Below are 18,191 nucleotides of genomic sequence, written 5' to 3' on the forward strand. Positions count from 1 at the left end.
CGAGCAGCGTCGCGCGATTCCAAGGAACGCGAGCCTGCTCACCCGCTCGCGCTGACCGCAGGAGCACCGTGGCAACTGGCCGAACTCACCGACCGGCGACCCGAAGCCGAGGGATTCCCGAGGCCACCGTCGCCCGTCTTCCGCTGTACCTGCGCGCGCTGACCGCGCTGTCCGAGCGATCGGTCCCCACGGTCTCCTCGGAGGAGCTCGCGGCCGCCGCGGGCGTCAACTCCGCGAAGCTGCGCAAGGACTTCTCCTACCTGGGCTCGTACGGGACCCGGGGCGTCGGCTATGACGTGGAGTACCTCGTCTACCAGATCTCCCGCGAGCTGGGCCTGACCCAGGACTGGCCCGTGGTGATCGTCGGTATCGGTAACCTCGGCGCCGCGCTCGCCAACTACGGCGGCTTTGCGTCCCGTGGGTTCCGTATCGCCGCGCTCATCGACGCCGACCCGGCGATGACCGGGAAGATGGTCGCCGGGCTGCCGCTGCGGCACACCGACGAACTCGAGTCGATCATCAGCGACAACGGCGTCTCCATCGGTGTCATCGCCACTCCGGCGGGTGCTGCGCAGCAGGTCTGCAACCGGCTCGTGGAGGCCGGTGTGACGTCGATCCTGAACTTTGCCCCGACCGTGCTGACCGTCCCGGAAGGTGTGGACGTACGCAAGGTCGATCTGTCGATAGAGCTACAGATCCTCGCCTTCCACGAGCAGCGGAAGGCCGGGGAGGACGGCGCCGGTGCCGACGAGGCCGGGGCGGACGAGGGCGCGCCGCAGCCCGACACCGAGGCGCCCGCGGCGCCGCCCGCCGCGACGGCGCGCAAGCGGCACGAGCCGGGATCTGACGGGGACATCCCCGCCGTGATGCCGGCATGAGTCTGCTCGTCGTTGGCCTGAGCCACCGCAGTGCGCCGGTCAGCTTGCTGGAGCGGGTCGCGCTCGACGCGTCCGCGCAGGCGAAGCTGCTTGCCGACGCGGTGGCGGCGGAGCCGGTCGGAGAGGCGGCGGTGCTCGCCACCTGCAACCGGGTCGAGCTGTATGCCGACGTGGAGAAGTTCCACGCGGGTGTCGCCGAGCTGTCCACGCTGCTCACCCAGCACACGGGGGTGGGGCTTGAGGAGCTCACCCCGTATCTGTACGTCCATTACGAGGACCGGGCGGTCCACCATCTCTTCTCGGTGGCGTGCGGGCTCGACTCGATGGTCGTGGGGGAGGGGCAGGTCCTCGCGCAGATCAAGGAGGCGCTGGCCCGGGGGCAGGAGCTGCATACGGCGGGGCGGACGCTGAATGATCTGTTCCAGTCGTCGCTGCGGGTGGGCAAGCGTGCCCATTCGGAGACCGGGATCGACCGGGCTGGGCAGTCGCTCGTGACGTTTGGGCTTGAGCAGCTGGCTGCCGGACGGCCGGTCGCCGACTGGGCCGTCGGCAAGCGGGCGCTGGTCATTGGCGCCGGGTCGATGTCGTCGCTGGCTGCCACCACGCTGGCGCGGGCCGGGGTGGCGGAGCTGGTGATCGCGAATCGGACGGTGGAGCGGGCTGAGCGGCTCGCCGCGAGCCTTGGCGCCTCCGGCGCCGGTGCCGCTGCGCCGCTACGCGGCGCTGACAGCGGGATTCCGGCGCAGGGGAGTGCCCCCGACGGGGCCGGCGTCTCCGACGGGGCCGGCGTCTCCGACGGGGCCGGCGTCTCCGACGGGGCCGGGCAGCAGCTGACCGCCCGGGCGGTCGCCATGGACGCCGTGAGCGCCGAGCTCGCCCTCGCCGATGTCGTCGTCTCCTGCACCGGTGCCACCGGGCTCGTGCTCACCGCTGCCGACGTGACCGGGGCCGTCGAGATCCTCGACCTCGCCATGCCGCGGGACACCGATCCCGCATTGCACGACCTCGACCACGTCACCCTCGTCGACATCGAGTCGCTCGCCGCCGCGTCCGCCGACGCGCCCATGGCCGCCGACGTGGACCAGGTCCGCAAAATCGTCTCCGCTGAAGTCGCCGCCTTCGGCGCCGCCCAGCGGGCCGCCACCATCACGCCCACCGTCGTCGCGCTGCGCACCATGGCCGCCGATGTCGTGGCCGCCGAGATCGCGCGGCTCGACGGGCGGCTGCCCGATCTCGGGGAGCGGGAGCGGGCCGAGATCACGCAGGCCGTTAACCGCGTCGTCGACAAGCTGCTGCATGCGCCGACCGTGCGGGTGAAGCAGCTTGCCGCGACCCCGGACGGGGCCGGGTATGCGGATGCGCTGCGCAAGCTGTTCGACCTTGATCAGGAAGCGGTGGCGGCCGTCAGCCGGGCTGATACGAATCCAGCCGCCGAGAGGGGCCAGGCATGACCACTCCGCTCAGGCTCGGCACCCGCCGCAGCAAGCTCGCCATGGCCCAGTCGGGCCAGGTCGCCGAGGCGATCACCGAGCTCACCGGCCGTCCGGTCGAGCTCGTCGAGATCACCACCCGCGGCGATACGGACCGTTCGCCGCTGGCGCAGATCGGCGGCACCGGTGTGTTCGTCGCCGCGCTGCGCGAGGCGCTGCAGCGGGGTGAGATCGATCTCGCCGTGCACTCGCTGAAGGACCTGCCGACCACGCAGCCGGACAGCCTCGTCGTCGCGGCCATCCCGCCGCGGCAGGACGCCCGCGACGTGCTGGTGGCCCGCGACGGGCTGACCTTCGAGGAGCTGCCCGAGGGCGCCCGCGTCGGCACCGGCTCGCCGCGCCGTGCCGCGCAGCTCAACGCCTGGGCCCGCGCGCTCGGGCGTGGTGTCGAGACGGTCGCGATCCGGGGTAACGTCGACACCCGCATCGGTTACGTACGGAAGGGCGAACTGGACGCCGTCGTCCTGGCAGCCGCGGGCCTGGCCCGTATCGGCCGCCTCGAGGAGGCCACCCAGCTGATCCCGACCGACGCAGTCTTGCCCGCCCCTGGCCAGGGGGCACTCGCGGTCGAGTGTGCTGCCGCAAGCACGCACCTCGTCGCACAGCTCGCCGAGCTCGACGACCCGTACACGCGGGCCGCCGTGACCGCCGAGCGAACCCTGCTCGCCGTTCTGGAGGCCGGCTGCAGCGCGCCCGTGGGTGCGCTCGCCGACCTGCTGACGGAGGGGCAGGTTGTCACCGAGATGCGCCTGCGCGGCGTCGTCGGCACGACCGACGGCTCCACACTGGTGCAGCTGTCCACCACCGGCCCCGTCCCGGCGTCCAGCGAGGACGCCGTTGCGCTCGGGCGCGAGCTCGCGGAAGCGATGCTCGCCAAGGGAGCGGCCGGTCTGATGGGGGAGCGAGCAGATTGAGCCCCACCGCCTCTACTACTGACCAGAACGAGACGAAGGCGCCCCGCACCGCCGGGCACGTCACGTTCCTGGGCGCCGGACCCGGCGACCCGGGACTGCTGACACTGCGCGCCGTGGAGGCGCTAGCCGCCGCCGATGTGCTCGTCGCCGACCGCGACATCCTCGATGTCGTGCGCGCGCACGCTCGCGCAGGGGCAAGCGTGCCCCAGGAGGCGGCCGAATCCTCGGCGGAGGGCTCAACGCCGCCCAGCGCGAGCCATCTTGTCATGCGGGCCGCCCGCTCCGGCAAGAGGGTCGTGCATGCGATCGCCGGTGACCCGGGCCTGGACGGCGGCGCCGTGCAGGAGATGCAGGACTGCGCCGCGGAGGCCATCGCCTTCGAGGTGGTGCCGGGTGTCGCGGCCGCCGTTGGCGTGCCCGCGTATGCCGGGGTGCCGCTGCGGGACGCGGACGGCGGGACCGTGCGGTTCGTCGACGCCCGTACCGCTTCGGCCGCTTGCTGGGGCGAGGTCGGCACCAGCGACGGCACCGCGGTCGTCTCCACCACGCTGGAGGATGTCGCGGCGGCCGCGCGTGAACTGGTGTCCGCCGGGCGCAAGCCCGATACGCCGATGACGGTCACGGTCGCCGGGACCACGACTCGGCAGCGGACCTGGAATGCGACGCTGTCCACCGTCGCGCAGGTGCTCAAGGCCGCGAAGGCGCTGCCGTCCCCGGATGCCGGGCAGCCCGTCATAGCCGTGGTCGGCGAGCAGAGCGCGCCGGCGCGGCGGGAGAGCCTGTCGTGGTTCGAGTCGAAGCCCCTCTTCGGGTGGCAGGTGCTCGTGCCGCGCACGAAGGAGCAGGCGGCGTCGCTGAGCGAGCAGCTGCGGTCTTACGGGGCCGTGCCCCATGAGGTGCCGACCATCGCCGTGGAGCCGCCGCGGACGCCCCAGCAGATGGAGCGGGCCGTCAAGGGGCTGGTGACCGGGCGTTACGAGTGGATCGCCTTCACCTCGGTCAATGCCGTGAAGGCCGTGCGGGAGAAGTTCGAGGAGTACGGGCTCGATGCGCGCGCCTTCGCCGGGATCAAGGTCGCGGCGGTGGGTGAGTCGACGGCGAAGGCGCTGGTCGACTTCGGGGTGAAGCCGGATCTCACGCCGAGCGGCGAGCAGTCGTCGCACGGGCTGCTCGAGGACTGGCCGCCGTACGACCCGGTCTTCGACCCGATCGACCGGGTGTTCCTGCCGCGCGCCGACATCGCCACCGAGGCGCTGGTGGCCGGGCTGAAGGAGCTGGGCTGGGAGGTCGACGACGTCACGGCGTACCGCACTGTGCGCGCCTCGCCGCCGCCGGCGCCGACGCGTGAAGCCATCAAGGGCGGTGGCTTCGACGCCGTGTTGTTCACGTCGTCCTCGACTGTGCGGAATCTCGTCGGGATCGCCGGCAAGCCGCATAACGTAACCGTCATCGCCTGCATCGGCCCCGCCACCGCCAAGACCGCCGAGGAGCACGGCCTCCGGGTCGACGTCATGGCGCCGGAGCCGTCGGTCGCCAAGCTGGCGGAGGCGCTTGCCGCCTTCGGCGGGGAGCGACGCCTGGCGGCGCTGGAGGCCGGGGAGTCGGTGTTGCGGCCGTCGGAGCGGCGGCCGCGTCGAAAGTCGCGCTCGGTGTGAGACCTGGGGGCTCCGCCCCCAGACCCCCGTATCGCGCCTGGCGGCGCTCGTCCTCAAGCGCCGGACGGGCTTGAATTGGCGCACGTCGCGCTGATCCAGGAAGGAAGCGAAGTGAGCGGCATCAGCGAAGGCCCGGTCGTACGGCCGCGGCGGCTGCGGACGACCCCTGCGATGCGGCGGATGGTCGCCGAGAATCGGCTGCATCCGGCCGAGTTCATCCTGCCCGCCTTTGTGCGGGAGGGGATCAGCGAGCCGGCGCCGATCGGGTCGATGCCCGGTGTCGTGCAGCACACCCGGGACACGCTGCGTAAGGCCGCCGCGGAGGCCGTCGCCGCCGGCATTGGCGGGATCATGCTCTTCGGGGTGCCCGAGGAGGACAAGAAGGACGCCGTCGGGACCGCCGGCACCGACCCGGACGGCATCCTCCAGGTCGCGCTGCGGGATGTGCGGGCAGAGGTGGGCGACGACCTCGTCGTCATGTCCGACCTGTGCCTCGACGAGACCACCGACCACGGCCACTGCGGTGTGCTCGACGCCGAGGGGCGGGTCGACAACGACGCCACCCTTGAGCGGTACGCCGAGATGGCGCAGGTGCAGGCCGACGCCGGCGCCCATGTCGTGGGGCCCAGCGGGATGATGGACGGGCAGATCGCCGTCACCCGCGAGGCGCTCGACCAGATCGGGCGGGAGGACGTGGCGATCCTCGCGTACACCGCGAAGTACGCGTCCGCCTTCTACGGCCCGTTCCGGGAGGCCGTCGGGTCGTCGCTGAAGGGCGACCGGAAGACCTACCAGCAGGACCCGGCGAACTTCCGTGAGTCGCTGCGCGAGCTGGAGCTCGACCTCGCCGAGGGCGCGGACATGGTCATGGTGAAGCCGGGCCTGCCGTATCTCGACATCCTCAAGTCCTTCGCCGACGAGGTGACGGTGCCGCTCGCGGCGTACCAGATCTCCGGTGAGTACGCGATGGTCGAGGCCGCCGCGGAGAAGGGCTGGATCGAGCGGGAGCGCGCGATCCTGGAGACGCTGACCTCCTTCAAGCGGGCGGGCGCGAACATGGTGCTCACCTACTGGGCGGTCGAGGCCGCGCAGTTGCTGCGCGAGCAGTGACGAGCACCGCTGCGGAGCGCGACGACCCCGACGAACCCGCGATAGACCCCGCCGTCTCGGACCGGCCGAGCGGCTGGCGGCGCTTCCTCATGGATACGCGGCCGCTGAAGCGGCCCGCGTACCGGCGGCTTTGGGCGTCGACTGCGGTGACCGCGGTCGGCAGCCAGCTCACCGCCGTGGCCGTGCCCAAGCAGATCTACGACATCACCGGCTCTTCGGCCTGGATCGGGTACGCGTCGATCGCCGGGCTCGTGCCGCTGGTCATCTTCGGGCTGTGGGGCGGCGCCGTCGCCGACAGCGTGGACCGGCGCAAGCTGATGCTGGTCACCAACACCGGCATCGCCGTCACCGCCGTGGCGTTCTGGGTGCAGGCGCTCGCCGGGATCGGCTCGGTGTGGGTGCTGATGGTGCTGCTCGCGCTGCAGCAGACCTTCTTCGGCATGAACTCCCCGGCCCGTAATGCCGCCATCGCCCGGCTGGTGCCGGCCGGTGAGCTGACCGCGGCGCAGGCGCTCGGCGCCACCGTCTTCTCGACCGGCGCCATCGCCGGGCCGCTGCTCGCCGGGGTGCTGATCCCGGTGATCGGGCTCGCCGAGCTCTATCTGATCGACGCGATCGCGCTGGTCGTCACGATCTGGGCGGTGTGGCGGCTGCCGCCGCTGCCGCCGCTGTCGGACGCGGCACCGAAGCGGGCCGGGCTGCGCGAGACCCTGGCCGGGTTCAAGTACGCGGCCGCCAACGCCGTGCTGCTGATGTCCTTCGTCGCCGACATCATCGCAATGGTCTTCGGGATGCCCCGGGCGCTGTTCCCGCAGCTGGCCGCGACGACGTACGCGGGGCACGGCGAAGGCTTCGCGCTCGGGCTGCTCTTCGCCGCCATTCCGCTGGGGGCGCTGCTGGGCGGGCTGCTGTCGGGCACCTTCAGCAGGGCGAAGCGGCACGGGCTGATGGTGATCGTGTCGATCGCGGCCTTCGGCGTCGCGGTCGCCGGTTTCGGGATGAGCCCCAACCTGTGGTGGGCGGCGGCGTTCCTGGCGCTGTCCGGGGTGGCGGACATGGTGTCGGCCGTCTTCCGCGGGGCGATCCTGCAGGAGGCCGCCACGGACGAGATGCGCGGCCGCATGCAGGGCGTCTTCGTGGTGGTCGTCGTCGGCGGCCCGCGCCTGGCCGACCTGGTCCACGGCGTCGCGGGCTCGGCCTTCGGACCGCGGGTGGCGGTGGCCGGGGGCGGGGTGCTCGTGGTGGTGGCGATCGGGGTGCTGGCGCTGGCGGCGCCGACGTTCCGGAAGTACCGGAGCGCCGGCGCCTAGCCGTACGCGACAGGCGGCTTACGCCCCCAGCAGCTTGCGCACCCGGTCGGCGCCGATCGCGAGCAGCAGGGTCGGCAGCCGCGGCCCTGCGTCGGCGCCGACGAGCAGCCGGTACAGCAGCGCGAAGAACGGCCGCTGCGCGGCCTTGACCTCTGCCGGCAGATCCTTCGGACCGGCCTCCGCAGGGAAGCCCGCCTGCACCTTCGGCACGCCGTACACGTGGTGCGTCAGGCCGTCCAGCGACCAGTGCTTGTCGAGGCCGTCGAGCAGCAGGCGGAGGCTTTCCCGCTCCTCGTCGCTCAGCGCCGCCAGCCGCTCGGTGTCCGGCTCGTCGCGCACATGCGTGCGCGCTTCCGGCTTCGCGTACTTCTGGATCCAGCACGTCGCCTTGTCCAGCCGCGGCCGGACCTCGTCGAGCGACGACACCGGGTTCTCCGGGTCGACCTCGGTCAGGATCCGGAGCGTCTGCTCGTCGTTGCCCGCCGTGATGTCGGCCACCGACGCGAGCATCTGGTACGGCATCGGGCGCGGCGTCGCCGGCAGCAGCCCGGCCGCGGTGCCTGCTGCCCGCTCGTACGCCGCCACGTCGCCCGGCAGCGCGGATCCGTCGCCGATCTTGGCAACAAGCTTGTCCCACTCGGTGTAGGTCCGCCCGACCTGGTCATCGAAGGCGATCTTGAACGACTGGTTCGGCCGCCGCCGCGCATACAGCCACCGCAGCAGCGCCGGCTCCATGATCTGCAGCGCATCGGCCGCGGTCGGCACGCCACCCCGCGACGACGACATCTTCGCCATGCCGCTGATCCCGACGAACGCGTACATCGGCCCGATCGGCTGCTTCCCGCCGAAGATCCCGACGAGCTGCCCGCCGACCTGGAACGACGACCCGGGCGACGAGTGATCGACACCCGACGGCTCAAAGACCACGCCCTCGTACGCCCACCGCATCGGCCAGTCGACCTTCCACACCAGCTTGCCGCGGTCGAACTCGGCCAGCCGCACCGTCTCCTCATGCCCGCAGACGCAGGTGTAGTGCAGCTCGGTGGAGTCATCGTCGTACGAGGTCACCGTCGTCAGGTCGCGCTCGCAGACGGCGCAGTAGGGCTTGTACGGGAAGTACTCGCCGCCGGCCGTCGTGCCGTCGTCCTCGTCCGCCGCACCCGAGCCCTCGGCCGCCGCGACCTCCGCCTCGTCGAGGGGCTTCTGCGACTGCTTCTTCGGGGCCTTCTTGGTCCGGTACTGGTCCAGCACGGCGTCGATCTCGCCGCGGTGCTTCATCGCGTGCAGCACCTGCTCGCGGTACGCGCCCGACGTGTACATCTCGGTCTGGCTGATCCCGCGGTACTCGACACCCATCTCGGCAAGCGCGCCGATCATGGCGGCCTTGAAGTGCTCGGCCCAGTTCGCGTACGAGCTGCCGCGCGGTGCCGGCACCGAGGTCAGCGGCTTGCCGATGTGCTCGGCCCACGACTCGTCGATGCCCTCGACACCGGCCGGCACCTTACGGAACCGGTCGAAGTCGTCCCACGAGATGATGTGCTCGCACGCGATCCCGCGCCGCCGGATCTCGTCGGCGACCAGGTGCGGGGTCATGACCTCGCGGAGATTCCCCAGGTGAATGGGGCCGGAGGGGGAGAGCCCGGACGCGCAGACCACAGGTTTCCCCGGCGCCCGACGCTCCGCCTCTTCGATGACCTCGTCGGCGAAACGGGAGACCCAGTCGGCGGCCTCGGCGGCGGTACCCACAGTCCGTACTTCCTCTCTCGGGAACAATGCGCGGCCCATTCTCCCAAAGAAAAACCAGTGGTGTCGCATGGGATACTGGGGCATAGATCTGATCTCCCACACGGAACGGTGGTTCTTACCCATGGCCTCGGTCCCTGCCCTTTCCACCAAGGTCGAGCAGCAGCTCGCGGACGCCCTCTCGGCAGCCCTGCCGGAGGCCGGCGCCGCGGACCCGCTGCTGCGCCGAAGTGACCGGGCTGACTTCCAGGCCAACGGGATGCTGGCGCTCGCGAAGAAGCTGAAGGGCAACCCGCGGGAGCTGGCGGCGCAGGTCGTGGAGTCCCTGGGCTCTCACGCCGAGATCGCCGAGATCGAGGTCTCAGGACCCGGCTTCCTCAACATCACCGTCTCCGACAAGGCGATCACCGACACGCTCGCCGCCCGGGCGGCGGACGACCGGCTCGGCGTCCCGTACGCGGAGAACCCCGGCACCACGGTGATCGACTACGCGCAGCCGAACGTGGCCAAGGAGATGCACGTCGGCCACCTGCGGTCCGCGGTGATCGGCGACGCGCTCCGGGCCATGCTCGACTTCACCGGTGAGAAGACCATCGGCCGGCATCACATCGGCGACTGGGGCACCCAGTTCGGCATGCTCATCCAGTACCTGTTCGAGAACCCGGGTCAGCTGGCTCCGGCGGCCGAGGTCGACGGCGAGCAGGCGATGTCGAACCTGAACCGGGTGTACAAGGCCTCGCGGGCGGTCTTCGACGCGGACGAGGAGTTCCAGGAGCGGGCCCGGAACCGGGTCGTCGCCCTGCAGTCCGGCGATCCGGAGACGCTCGCGCTCTGGCAGCAGTTCGTGGACGAGTCGAAGGTCTACTTCAACTCGGTCTTCGGCAAGCTCGACATGAAGGTCCAGGACGACGAGATCGTCGGCGAGTCCGCGTACAACGACATGATGGCCGAGACGGCCCGGCTGCTGGAGGAGGCGGGCGTCGCCGTCCGCTCCGAGGGCGCGCTCGTCGTCTTCTTCGACGACATCAAGGGCCAGGACGGGCAGCCGGTCCCGCTGATCGTCCGGAAGGGCGACGGCGGCTTCGGCTATGCGGCCAGCGACCTCTCCGCGATCCGCAACCGGGTCTTCGACCTGAAGGCCAGCACGCTGCTGTACGTGGTGGACGTCCGGCAGGCCCTGCACTTCAAGATGGTCTTCGAGACGGCCCGGCGGATGGGCTGGCTGACCGACGAGGTCACCGCGCACAACATGGCGTACGGCACGGTCCTGGGCGCGGACGGCAAGCCGTTCAAGACCCGGGAGGGCGTGTCCGTACGGCTGGAGGACCTGCTCGACGAGGCGGTGCAGCGGGCCGCCGAGGTCGTACGGGAAAAGGCGCGGGACCTCAGCGAGGACGAGATCCAGGAGCGGGCCGCGCAGGTCGGCATCGGTGCGGTGAAGTACGCGGACCTGTCGACGTCGCCGAACCGGGACTACAAGTTCGACCTGGACCAGATGGTCTCGCTCAACGGCGATACGTCGGTGTATCTGCAGTACGCGTACGCCCGGATCCAGTCGATCCTGCGCAAGGCGGGCGACGCGCGCCCGGCGCCGCACCCGGAGCTCGAACTGGCCCCCGCGGAGCGGGCGCTGGGCCTGCACCTGGACGCGTTCGGCGACACGGTCTTCGAGGCGGCGGCGGAGTACGCCCCGCACAAGCTGACCGCGTATCTGTACCAGCTGGCCTCGCTGTACACGACCTTCTACGACCAGTGCCCGGTCCTGAAGGCGGAGTCCCCGGCCCAGGTCGAGAACCGCCTCTTCCTGTGCGACCTCACGGCCCGCACTCTCCACCAGGGCATGGCCCTGCTGGGCATCCGCACCCCTGAGCGGCTCTGACCTTCTTCAGAAGGTCTCGACCTGGCAGCGCGTGCTGCCGCTTTTGGCGATGCGGGCGTCGCTGGTCACCAGCGGCGCCCCCAGCCCTTCGGCCAGCGCCACATAGTGCGCGTCGTAGACGGACAGCCCTGCGGACAGCTCACTGACCCGCTCCCACAGCGGGTTCAACTCATGCCGGCGCAGCGGCATCAGCCGGTAGTCGGCCATTGCCTGATCCACCTGCCCGCGGTTGAGCTTGCCGCGCCTGGCCATGCCCAGCAGGGCCGACGCCAGTTCAGCATCAAGCAGGTGCGGAACTGCCAGCACGCGCTCGCGGGCGATCCGCTCGGCGATCCGCTCTCCTTGCAGCGTTCGGCCGGTCAGGCAGTGAACGAGTGCCGAGCAATCGAGGACGATCATGTGCGCCGCTCCCGACCTGCCTCGATGGCGTCGAGCACATCGTCGTTGGTGAACTCCGCCGTGGCATGCGCGCGGATCCGCTCGATGGCTTCGGCCATGGTCGGTGTCGCCGCCTCGCGCTCGATGAGCTCACGCAGGAACCGGGACAGGGACACGCCCTCCTGTGCGGCGCGTTCCTTCAGTATGTCGAGCGCGTCGGTCGGCACATCTCGGATGGTGACATGGGTTGCTTCCACAGTGTCAGTCTACCCCGGATGCATTCAAAGTGAATGCGGAGCGTTACGACGACTGTTCCTCGTTGTAGCGCTGGCGGAATTCGCGTACGTAGCCGCGGAGGTAGCCCTCCGTCAGAGGGCCGCCGGTGCGGCCGCCGACGCCGTAGTGGTCCAGGAGGTAGAGGGCGAACTGGCGGGCGTTCGGGAAGTCGGCCTTTTCCTGGACGAAGCGGAGGAAGGCGCCGTAGTACGCGTCCTCGCGTGGGATGTCGTCGGGGAGGGAGCCGCGGACGTCCGCGTCGTCGTCGGCCGGGTCTTCCTGGGCGAACTGGTCGAAGAGTGGCTCCGGCTCGGGCTCCGGGACGGGCTGCGTGGGCGGCTCCATGAAGAGCTGCGGCGGGGCCGGGCGGTGGCCGTTGCCGTTGACCGGGGCCTGGCCGAGGGTGCGAAGGCCGGTGCCGGTGCCGGTCGGGACCATGATGGAGGGCTGCTGCGGTACCTGCTGGGCCGGTTCGTACTCGGCGTAGGTGGCGGGGGGCGCCGGTGCGGGTTCAGGGGCGGGCTCCGGCGCGGGTGCCGCCGCCGGCGCAGGAGCGGGCTCCGCATCGGCCCGCGGCCCCGCGCTTGCCGCGAGCGCCTGCTGTTCCCGCGACCGGCGCTGCGCCGGGATCGCGCCGACGGCGCTCACGTCCGGGCCCGCCGGGGCGATGCCCGCCGCCGACAGCCCGGCCGGAGCGGTCTCCGACAGGGGCACCCCATACTTCGCCAGCTTCAGCGGCATCGTCGACTCGATCGGCGCCTTCCGGCGCCATGCGCGGCCGTACTTGGCGCGCAGCCGGGCGCGGTAGACGAGCCGGTCCTGTTCGAGGCGGATCACCTCGTCGTACGAGCGCAGCTCCCAGAGCTTCATCCGGCGCCACAGCAGGAAGGTGGAGGGGAAGGCGAGCAGCCAGCGGCTGAGGCGGACGCCTTCCATGTGCTTGTCGGCCGTGATGTCGGCGATCCGGCCGATGGCGTGCCGGGCGGCCTCGACGGAGATGACGAAGAGCACCGGGATGATCGCGTGCATCGCGACGCCCAGCGGGTCCGGCCAGGCCGCCGCGCCGTTGAAGGCGATCGTGGCCGCCGTCAGCAGCCAGGCGGTCTGCCGCAGCAGCGGGAACGGGATGCGGATCCAGGTCAGCAGCAGGTCGAGCGCCAGCAGCACCATGATCCCGGCGTCGATGCCGATCGGGAAGAAGACGGCGAAGCGGCCGAAGCCCTTGTCCTCGGCGAGCTCGCGCACGGCCGCGTACGAACCCGCGAAGCCGATCGTCGCGATGACGACGGCGCCGAGGATGACGATGCCGATCAGTATCCGGTGCGTCCGGTTCAGTTTGAGCGCGGCCACCGCTTGGTCCCTCCAGGTCGCTGATGCAGCGCTTAGCCTCGCACAGTTGTGCGGCGGCGCGCAGCCGCTCCCCGGGTTACTTGACGGCGCTCACCGCGGCCGCGAGCGCCTGCTGGGCGTCCTTCAGCATGTCGTTGGACTTCGGGTCCTTGGCGCCCTGCAGGCCGGAGCCGTTGTAGTTGACCGTCACCACGACGTTCGCCGTGCGGGCGATGACCGTCTGGTTGACGTACTGCTCCTTGTCCTTGGTGGTCTCGTACGAGACGGTCGCGGCCTCGTCGCCGACGCCTTCGGCGCGGCCGGTGGAGACCTCCTTGCCGCCCTCCGGCTTCGACAGCGCGGCCTGCTGCTTCTTGAAGTACGCCTCCGCGCGCTTCTCGCCGGTGCCGAGCGAGGGGTCGGACTCGTAGCGCTGGAAGGAGACGTCGAGCCAGCGGAAGTCGGAGCCCTTGAGGCCGTTGTCGTCGAGGCCCGACCAGGTGCAGCCGCCGCGGGCGGCGGAGTCGGAGGACTTCACGGCGGTGCCGGAGGGGGACTTCACCTTCGGGACCAGCTTCTTGACCGTCTTCTCGGGGATCGAGGAGCAGGCCTCCGGCAGCTTGCTGAACTTCGCCGCCTTCACGGTCGGCGTCGCCTCCGGCTTCTGCGAGGGCGTCGACTCGGAGTCGCCGCCGTCGTCCCCGCCGGACAGCATGGAGCAGCCGGTCGCGAGGAGTATCGCGGGCACGGCCGCGGAGGCGGCCAGGATGCGGGTCAGTCGGTGGGCTGAGCGGTGCATGGGTCCTTCGCTAACTATCCGGGGACGTGACGGTCAGGCTAGGGGGATTCTGGGGACGTACGGGGCCTAAAGGCCAATCCGCGAGCCTAGCCGACGGGTGGGCACCCGTGTCACTCAGTGAGGTCCTCAGCCAGCTGCTCGGCCACGTCTTCCGCCTTCTCCTGCAGGTCAGCGGGCGCCGGAATGCGATTCGGGGTGGTCAGTGACTGGCCGTACCCGACGGTCACGACGACGTTGGAGGTGCGGAATACCACAGTGACGTCGCGGCGGGCGCTGGTGTCCGCCGCGGAGGCTTCGTCGTCGAGGAAGGCCTCGTCGCCCAGGTCCTCGAGCGCGCGCGGGGCCGCCACGGACGGGTCGGCGGCAGCGCCGGAGGTGGACGGCGACGGGTCGCCGCTCTCGCTGTCCGCCGTGGACGCGTCGTCGGTGGGGGAGGCGGCGGTGGCCGGGTCGAAGCTGTGCTCGTCGGCCTTGGAGAGGTAGACGGCGGCGGCCCGGTCGTCGTCGCTGACGTCGTTGTCGTAGCTGACCACCCGCTCGAAGGTGACCTTCAGCTGGTGCTGCCCCTGCGGGGTGTCGGTCTGCCACTCGCAGCCGGCCCGGCGCTGGCTGTCGTACGTCAGCGTGGGCTTGCCGGCGAGCGCCTCCGACGGGGCCTTGCCCTCGGCGTCGGCGCCGGGGGAGGCGTCGCCATTGCCGTCGTCGGTGGCGGCCGCGGACTCCGCGCCGGGCAGCAGGTCGCTGAGCAGCTTGGCGTCCACGGAGGTGCAGGCCTCGGGGAGGGAACGGTACTTCCCGGAGGTGGCGGGGCTGGGCGACGAGGCGGAGCCGCCGTCCTCGCCGTCGTCCACCAGGCCGTTGCCGCCGGAGCCGGTGCAGCCGGCGAGCGCCAGCACGAGCGTCGAGAAGGCGGCCGCGGTCGCGGCGACGCCGCCGCGGCGGCCCGTCCGGCGCTGCACATTCGGCACGAGTCGCTCCCTTCGCTCGCCTGACTGAGTCATGTTTATCGCACGTGTTGCTGGTCGTGCCGGTCGTGTGACCGACGCGACGGGGTTGCACCGGATATTTCCGGTTTATGATCCCCTGTTACGCGCCGCGGCGAATGCGGCCCGCGTATCGCGCCTCAAGTTCCTTGTTGTGCGCGTCGCCCGCCGGGATGTTCGCCGACAGGTAGACGGGCGGTGTGACATCCGCCTCCAGCAGCAGCCTTATCGCCTCCGCGACGATCTGCTGGACCAGGAAGGCGCCCGTGATCGACGAGATCGCGCAGGCCGTGCCGCCGCCCGGCAGGTCGAGGAGGGAGTCGCCGAAGGGCGCCCCGTTGTCCAGCACCACATCCGCGTAGTCGGGCAGCCGCTTGCCCGACGGGTGCCGGGAGACCGCCTGCTCGCCGTGCGCCGCCGAGGTGATGGCGATCAGCGGGTGGCCGTGCTCCTTCACTACCGCGGCCATCTCCACGATGGCGCCGTTGATGCCGGAGTTGGAGGCGATCACCCACAGGTCCTGCGGGCGCGGGGCGGTCAGCTCGTACAGCCGGCGGGCGGTCGCCGGGTCGCGCTCCAGGTGCGGGTCGGTGAGGAAGGACGGCGGCTCGCCGCCGCGCAGCACGAAGTCGCGCAGGGCCACCTTGTTCGTCGGTACGAAGCCGCCCGCCCGGCCGGAGATCTCGGTGGCGAGGCCCTCCGAGTGGCCGGTGCCGAAGGCCTGGATGACGCCGTCCTTCTGGAGCGCGCCGGCGAAGAGCGCGGCCGCGGCGAGCACGGACGCGCGCTGCTCGCCGTCCACCCGGCGCAGGGCGGCCAGAGCCGCAGCGGCGTAACTGTCCGCTCCGATACCGTCGTTCCGCTCTGTCATGTCTCCCCCAACTCCTTGGTTGGAGCAACATTCTCCATGAGCCTCGTCATCGGCATAGACGCAGGCGGCACCCGGCTGCGCGCCGCCCTCGCCACGCCCCGGGAGGTCCTGGCCACCGCCGCCGCGGGCGCGGGCAACCCCCGCTCGGTCCCCGAAGCCGTCCTGACCGACCGGCTGGCCGAGGCGATCGCCGCCGTCTGCCCGCCGGAACGGGCCGCTGCGGTACGGGCGGTGACGGCCGGCTTCGCGGGCGCCCGCAGCCCGTCCCCCGGCGACCCCGTACCCGACGACCCGGGCAGCCGCCGCGCCCGCGCCGCCCTCGCCGCCGCGCTCCACCGCTGCGGCGTGACCGGCGCCGCGGTGCGGGTGACAGGGGACCTGGAGGTCGCCCTCGCCGCCGGCCCCGGCGGCCCGCGCGACGGCCTCGTGGTCGTCGCCGGTACGGGCGCGGCCGCCGCCCGGATCCGCGCCGGGATGCAGGCCGCCACCATCGACGGCCACGGCTGGCTGCTCGGCGACGAGGGCAGCGGCTTCTGGATCGCCCGCCGCGGCCTGCGCGCCGCCGTCCGCGCCCTCGACGGCCGCGACCCGCACACCGCCCTCGTACGGGCCCTGGTCACGGCAACCGGCGGTCAACCGGACGCGGAGCCGCTGGACTTGCGCATCCACCTCATCGACACCGCCGCCGCCCGCACCCCGCCCCCGCGCCTCGCCGAGCTGTGCCCCGTCGTCGTACGTACTGCGGAGGATGGCGACGACATCGCCGCCGCCATCCTCGACGAGGCCGCGGACCGCCTGCTGGTCTCCCTCGCCGCCCTCCGCCCCGTAGGGGGAGAACCCTTGGTCACCACGGGCGGCCTGCTCGGCCCTGAAGGCCCGCTGCTGCCCCGCTTCACCGCCCGCACGGCCCCCCTCGGCCTCCACCCGAGCCCGGTCCCCGACGGGTTGGCGGGCGCTCTCGTACTGGCCAGGTCGGACGCCGGACACGGCGCCCTGCTCCCGCCGATGTAGCCGTACTGCCTCCCGCTACCCGACGCGCCACACCCCCGCCTACCAGCAGCATCGATCCCGTCACCGCAACACAACTCCCGTAGGAGGACGGATCGATGACCACGACGCTGACTGCCCCGGAGACCACCCCCGCGCCCCCCGCAGGCGCCCCGCCCAAGCTCTCCGCCGACGACCTCCGCCTCGCCCAGCTGGAGACCCTCAACGCCCCTCGGCTGCGCTACGGACTCCTGGCCCGCGCGCTCTTCAAACAGATGGACCTCGTGTACGGAAAGCAGCGCACGCTGGTGAAGTTCACGATGCTCGAGTTCATCGCCCGGGTCCCGTACCAGGCCTGGGAGCGCATGGGCTACCACGCGCTCTCCCGCGTCCGCCGCCGCTCCGGACTCGCCAAGCGGGTCCACGAGCGGATCGCCGAGACCCGCGAGGAGCAGGACAACGAGCAGTGGCACCTGCTGATCCTGCAGGACCTGGTGCAGCGCGCCGGGCACAAGCAGAGCTTCCTGCTGCACCGGCTGGCACCCTGGCTGGTGGCGTTCGTCTACTACCACGTGTCGTGGCTGCTGTTCCTGGTGAAGCCGGAGCTGAGCTACCGCCTCAACGCCGACTTCGAGGACCACGCCGAGCACGAGTACATGGCGTACGTCGCCGAGCACCCCGAGCTGGAGCGCACCCCGGCCCCGACGACGTACGCCGCCGAATACGGCCACTACGCGACGGTGGCCGACCTGCTGCGGCAGATCGGGCACGACGAGCGCACGCACAAGGAGGACAGCCTGGTGCACATGAAGGCGCCGCGCTTCGTCGACTCCGGCTACGCCTCGCGGTGAACCTTGTGATTGGCGGCCTGGGCGCGCGGGCGGACGACGAGCAGGTCGACGTTCACATGCGGTGGCCGGGTCACCGCCCAGGTGATGGTGTCCGCGACGTCGTCGGAGGTGAGCGGCGCGCGGACACCGGCGTACACGGCGGCGGCCTTCTCGGCGTCGCCGCGCATCCGGTTCACGGCGAAGCCCTCGGTCTGCACCATCCCGGGCGCGATCTCGATCACCCGCACCGGCTCCCCGTTCAGCTCCAGCCGCAGGGTGCCGGCGAGGGAGTGCTCGGCGTGCTTCGCGGCGACATAGCCGCCGCCGCCCTCGTACGGGGTGAGGCCCGCGGTCGAGGAGACGATCACGATGGTGCCGTCGCCGGAGGCGCGCAGCTTGGGCAGCAGGGCCTGGGTGACGCTGAGCACGCCGAGGACGTTCACCTCGTACATCGCCCGCCAGTCGGCGAGGTCGCCGTCGGCGACGAACTCGGTGCCGATGGCGCCGCCGGCGTTGTTGACCAGCACGTCACAGCGGTCGAGCCAGGCGGCGAACTCCTCGACGCCGGTGCGGTCGGTGACGTCCAGGGCGTATACGTCGGCGTTGGCGCCGAGCTCCTTGGACAGCTCCTCCAGCCGGTCGAGGCGCCGGGCGGTGAGGATCACCCGATACCCGGCGGCGGCGAGCTGCCGCGCGGTGGCGGCGCCGATGCCGCTGCTGGCTCCGGTGACGACGGCGGTGCGCATGAGTGACTCCTGG

The 18,191-nt window shown here is 71.5% G+C and carries 17 protein-coding genes; 9 read left to right on the forward strand and 8 right to left on the reverse strand.

Annotation, left to right across the window (positions count from 1 at the left end; translation table 11 throughout):
* Positions 1–68: 68 nt before the first annotated feature.
* The 6 genes from ACNNMR_RS25530 (at position 69) to ACNNMR_RS25555 (ending at position 7,357) form a co-directional block, all read left to right on the forward strand.
* Positions 69–878, forward strand: a complete 810-nt coding sequence (locus ACNNMR_RS25530) for a redox-sensing transcriptional repressor Rex (protein WP_419997009.1) — start codon at positions 69–71, stop codon at positions 876–878.
* Positions 875–2,329 carry a glutamyl-tRNA reductase gene (gene hemA, locus ACNNMR_RS25535; protein ID WP_419997010.1) on the forward strand — a complete coding sequence of 485 codons (1,455 nt, stop codon included), beginning with the start codon at positions 875–877 and terminating at the stop codon, positions 2,327–2,329. The genes ACNNMR_RS25530 and hemA overlap by 4 nt, the downstream gene beginning before the upstream one ends.
* Positions 2,326–3,282, forward strand: a complete 957-nt coding sequence (gene hemC / locus ACNNMR_RS25540; RefSeq protein WP_419997011.1) for a hydroxymethylbilane synthase — start codon at positions 2,326–2,328, stop codon at positions 3,280–3,282. Before hemA ends, hemC begins: the two co-directional genes overlap by 4 nt.
* Positions 3,279–4,937 carry a uroporphyrinogen-III synthase gene (locus tag ACNNMR_RS25545; RefSeq protein ID WP_419997012.1) on the forward strand — a complete coding sequence of 553 codons (1,659 nt, stop codon included), beginning with the start codon at positions 3,279–3,281 and terminating at the stop codon, positions 4,935–4,937. Before hemC ends, ACNNMR_RS25545 begins: the two co-directional genes overlap by 4 nt.
* Positions 4,938–5,048: 111 nt before the next feature.
* The gene (gene hemB, locus ACNNMR_RS25550) at positions 5,049–6,047 is read left to right on the forward strand and encodes a porphobilinogen synthase (protein ID WP_419997013.1); all 999 of its coding nucleotides are present in this window, start codon (positions 5,049–5,051) and stop codon (positions 6,045–6,047) included.
* A 41-nt stretch (positions 6,048–6,088) separates the two neighbouring features.
* Positions 6,089–7,357, forward strand: a complete 1,269-nt coding sequence (locus ACNNMR_RS25555) for an MFS transporter (RefSeq protein WP_420000466.1) — start codon at positions 6,089–6,091, stop codon at positions 7,355–7,357.
* A gap of 18 nt (positions 7,358–7,375) precedes the next feature.
* On the opposite strand, the gene lysS is transcribed toward ACNNMR_RS25555, so the two are convergent.
* Positions 7,376–9,103, reverse strand: coding sequence for a lysine--tRNA ligase (lysS, locus tag ACNNMR_RS25560; RefSeq protein WP_419997014.1), 1,728 nt, complete (start codon positions 9,101–9,103; stop codon positions 7,376–7,378).
* A gap of 121 nt (positions 9,104–9,224) precedes the next feature.
* On the opposite strand from lysS, the gene argS reads away from it, so the two are divergent.
* Positions 9,225–10,979, forward strand: coding sequence for an arginine--tRNA ligase (argS, locus tag ACNNMR_RS25565; protein ID WP_419997015.1), 1,755 nt, complete (start codon positions 9,225–9,227; stop codon positions 10,977–10,979).
* A 6-nt stretch (positions 10,980–10,985) separates the two neighbouring features.
* On the opposite strand, the gene ACNNMR_RS25570 is transcribed toward argS, so the two are convergent.
* The 6 genes from ACNNMR_RS25570 to ACNNMR_RS25595 form a co-directional block, all read right to left on the reverse strand.
* Positions 10,986–11,378 (reverse strand): type II toxin-antitoxin system VapC family toxin, encoded by a 393-nt coding sequence (locus ACNNMR_RS25570; protein WP_419997016.1) that lies wholly within the window; start codon positions 11,376–11,378, stop codon positions 10,986–10,988.
* Positions 11,375–11,614, reverse strand: a complete 240-nt coding sequence (locus ACNNMR_RS25575; RefSeq protein ID WP_419997017.1) for a FitA-like ribbon-helix-helix domain-containing protein — start codon at positions 11,612–11,614, stop codon at positions 11,375–11,377. Before ACNNMR_RS25575 ends, ACNNMR_RS25570 begins: the two co-directional genes overlap by 4 nt.
* A gap of 43 nt (positions 11,615–11,657) precedes the next feature.
* A complete protein-coding gene (locus tag ACNNMR_RS25580; protein WP_419997018.1) occupies positions 11,658–12,983 on the reverse strand; it encodes a DUF2637 domain-containing protein in 1,326 nt (441 codons plus the stop codon).
* 76 nt (positions 12,984–13,059) lie between these two features.
* Positions 13,060–13,761 carry a DUF3558 domain-containing protein gene (locus ACNNMR_RS25585; protein WP_419997019.1) on the reverse strand — a complete coding sequence of 234 codons (702 nt, stop codon included), beginning with the start codon at positions 13,759–13,761 and terminating at the stop codon, positions 13,060–13,062.
* Between the two features lie 110 nt (positions 13,762–13,871).
* Positions 13,872–14,729 carry a hypothetical protein gene (locus ACNNMR_RS25590; RefSeq protein ID WP_419997020.1) on the reverse strand — a complete coding sequence of 286 codons (858 nt, stop codon included), beginning with the start codon at positions 14,727–14,729 and terminating at the stop codon, positions 13,872–13,874.
* A gap of 118 nt (positions 14,730–14,847) precedes the next feature.
* Positions 14,848–15,615, reverse strand: a complete 768-nt coding sequence (locus ACNNMR_RS25595) for a sugar isomerase domain-containing protein (RefSeq protein ID WP_419997021.1) — start codon at positions 15,613–15,615, stop codon at positions 14,848–14,850.
* A 36-nt stretch (positions 15,616–15,651) separates the two neighbouring features.
* Here ACNNMR_RS25595 and ACNNMR_RS25600 point away from each other — a divergent pair, with 36 nt between their 5' ends.
* Positions 15,652–16,626, forward strand: a complete 975-nt coding sequence (locus ACNNMR_RS25600; protein WP_419997022.1) for an N-acetylglucosamine kinase — start codon at positions 15,652–15,654, stop codon at positions 16,624–16,626.
* Positions 16,627–16,721: 95 nt separating this feature from the next.
* Positions 16,722–17,453, forward strand: coding sequence for an alternative oxidase (locus ACNNMR_RS25605; protein WP_419997023.1), 732 nt, complete (start codon positions 16,722–16,724; stop codon positions 17,451–17,453).
* Here the strand turns inward: ACNNMR_RS25605 and ACNNMR_RS25610 are convergent.
* A complete protein-coding gene (locus ACNNMR_RS25610) occupies positions 17,438–18,178 on the reverse strand; it encodes an SDR family oxidoreductase (RefSeq protein WP_419997024.1) in 741 nt (246 codons plus the stop codon). The genes ACNNMR_RS25605 and ACNNMR_RS25610 overlap by 16 nt on opposite strands.
* Between the last annotated feature and the right edge of the window lie 13 nt (positions 18,179–18,191).

This window comes from Streptomyces boninensis (assembly GCF_048572725.1).
Lineage (GTDB): Bacteria > Actinomycetota > Actinomycetes > Streptomycetales > Streptomycetaceae > Streptomyces > Streptomyces boninensis.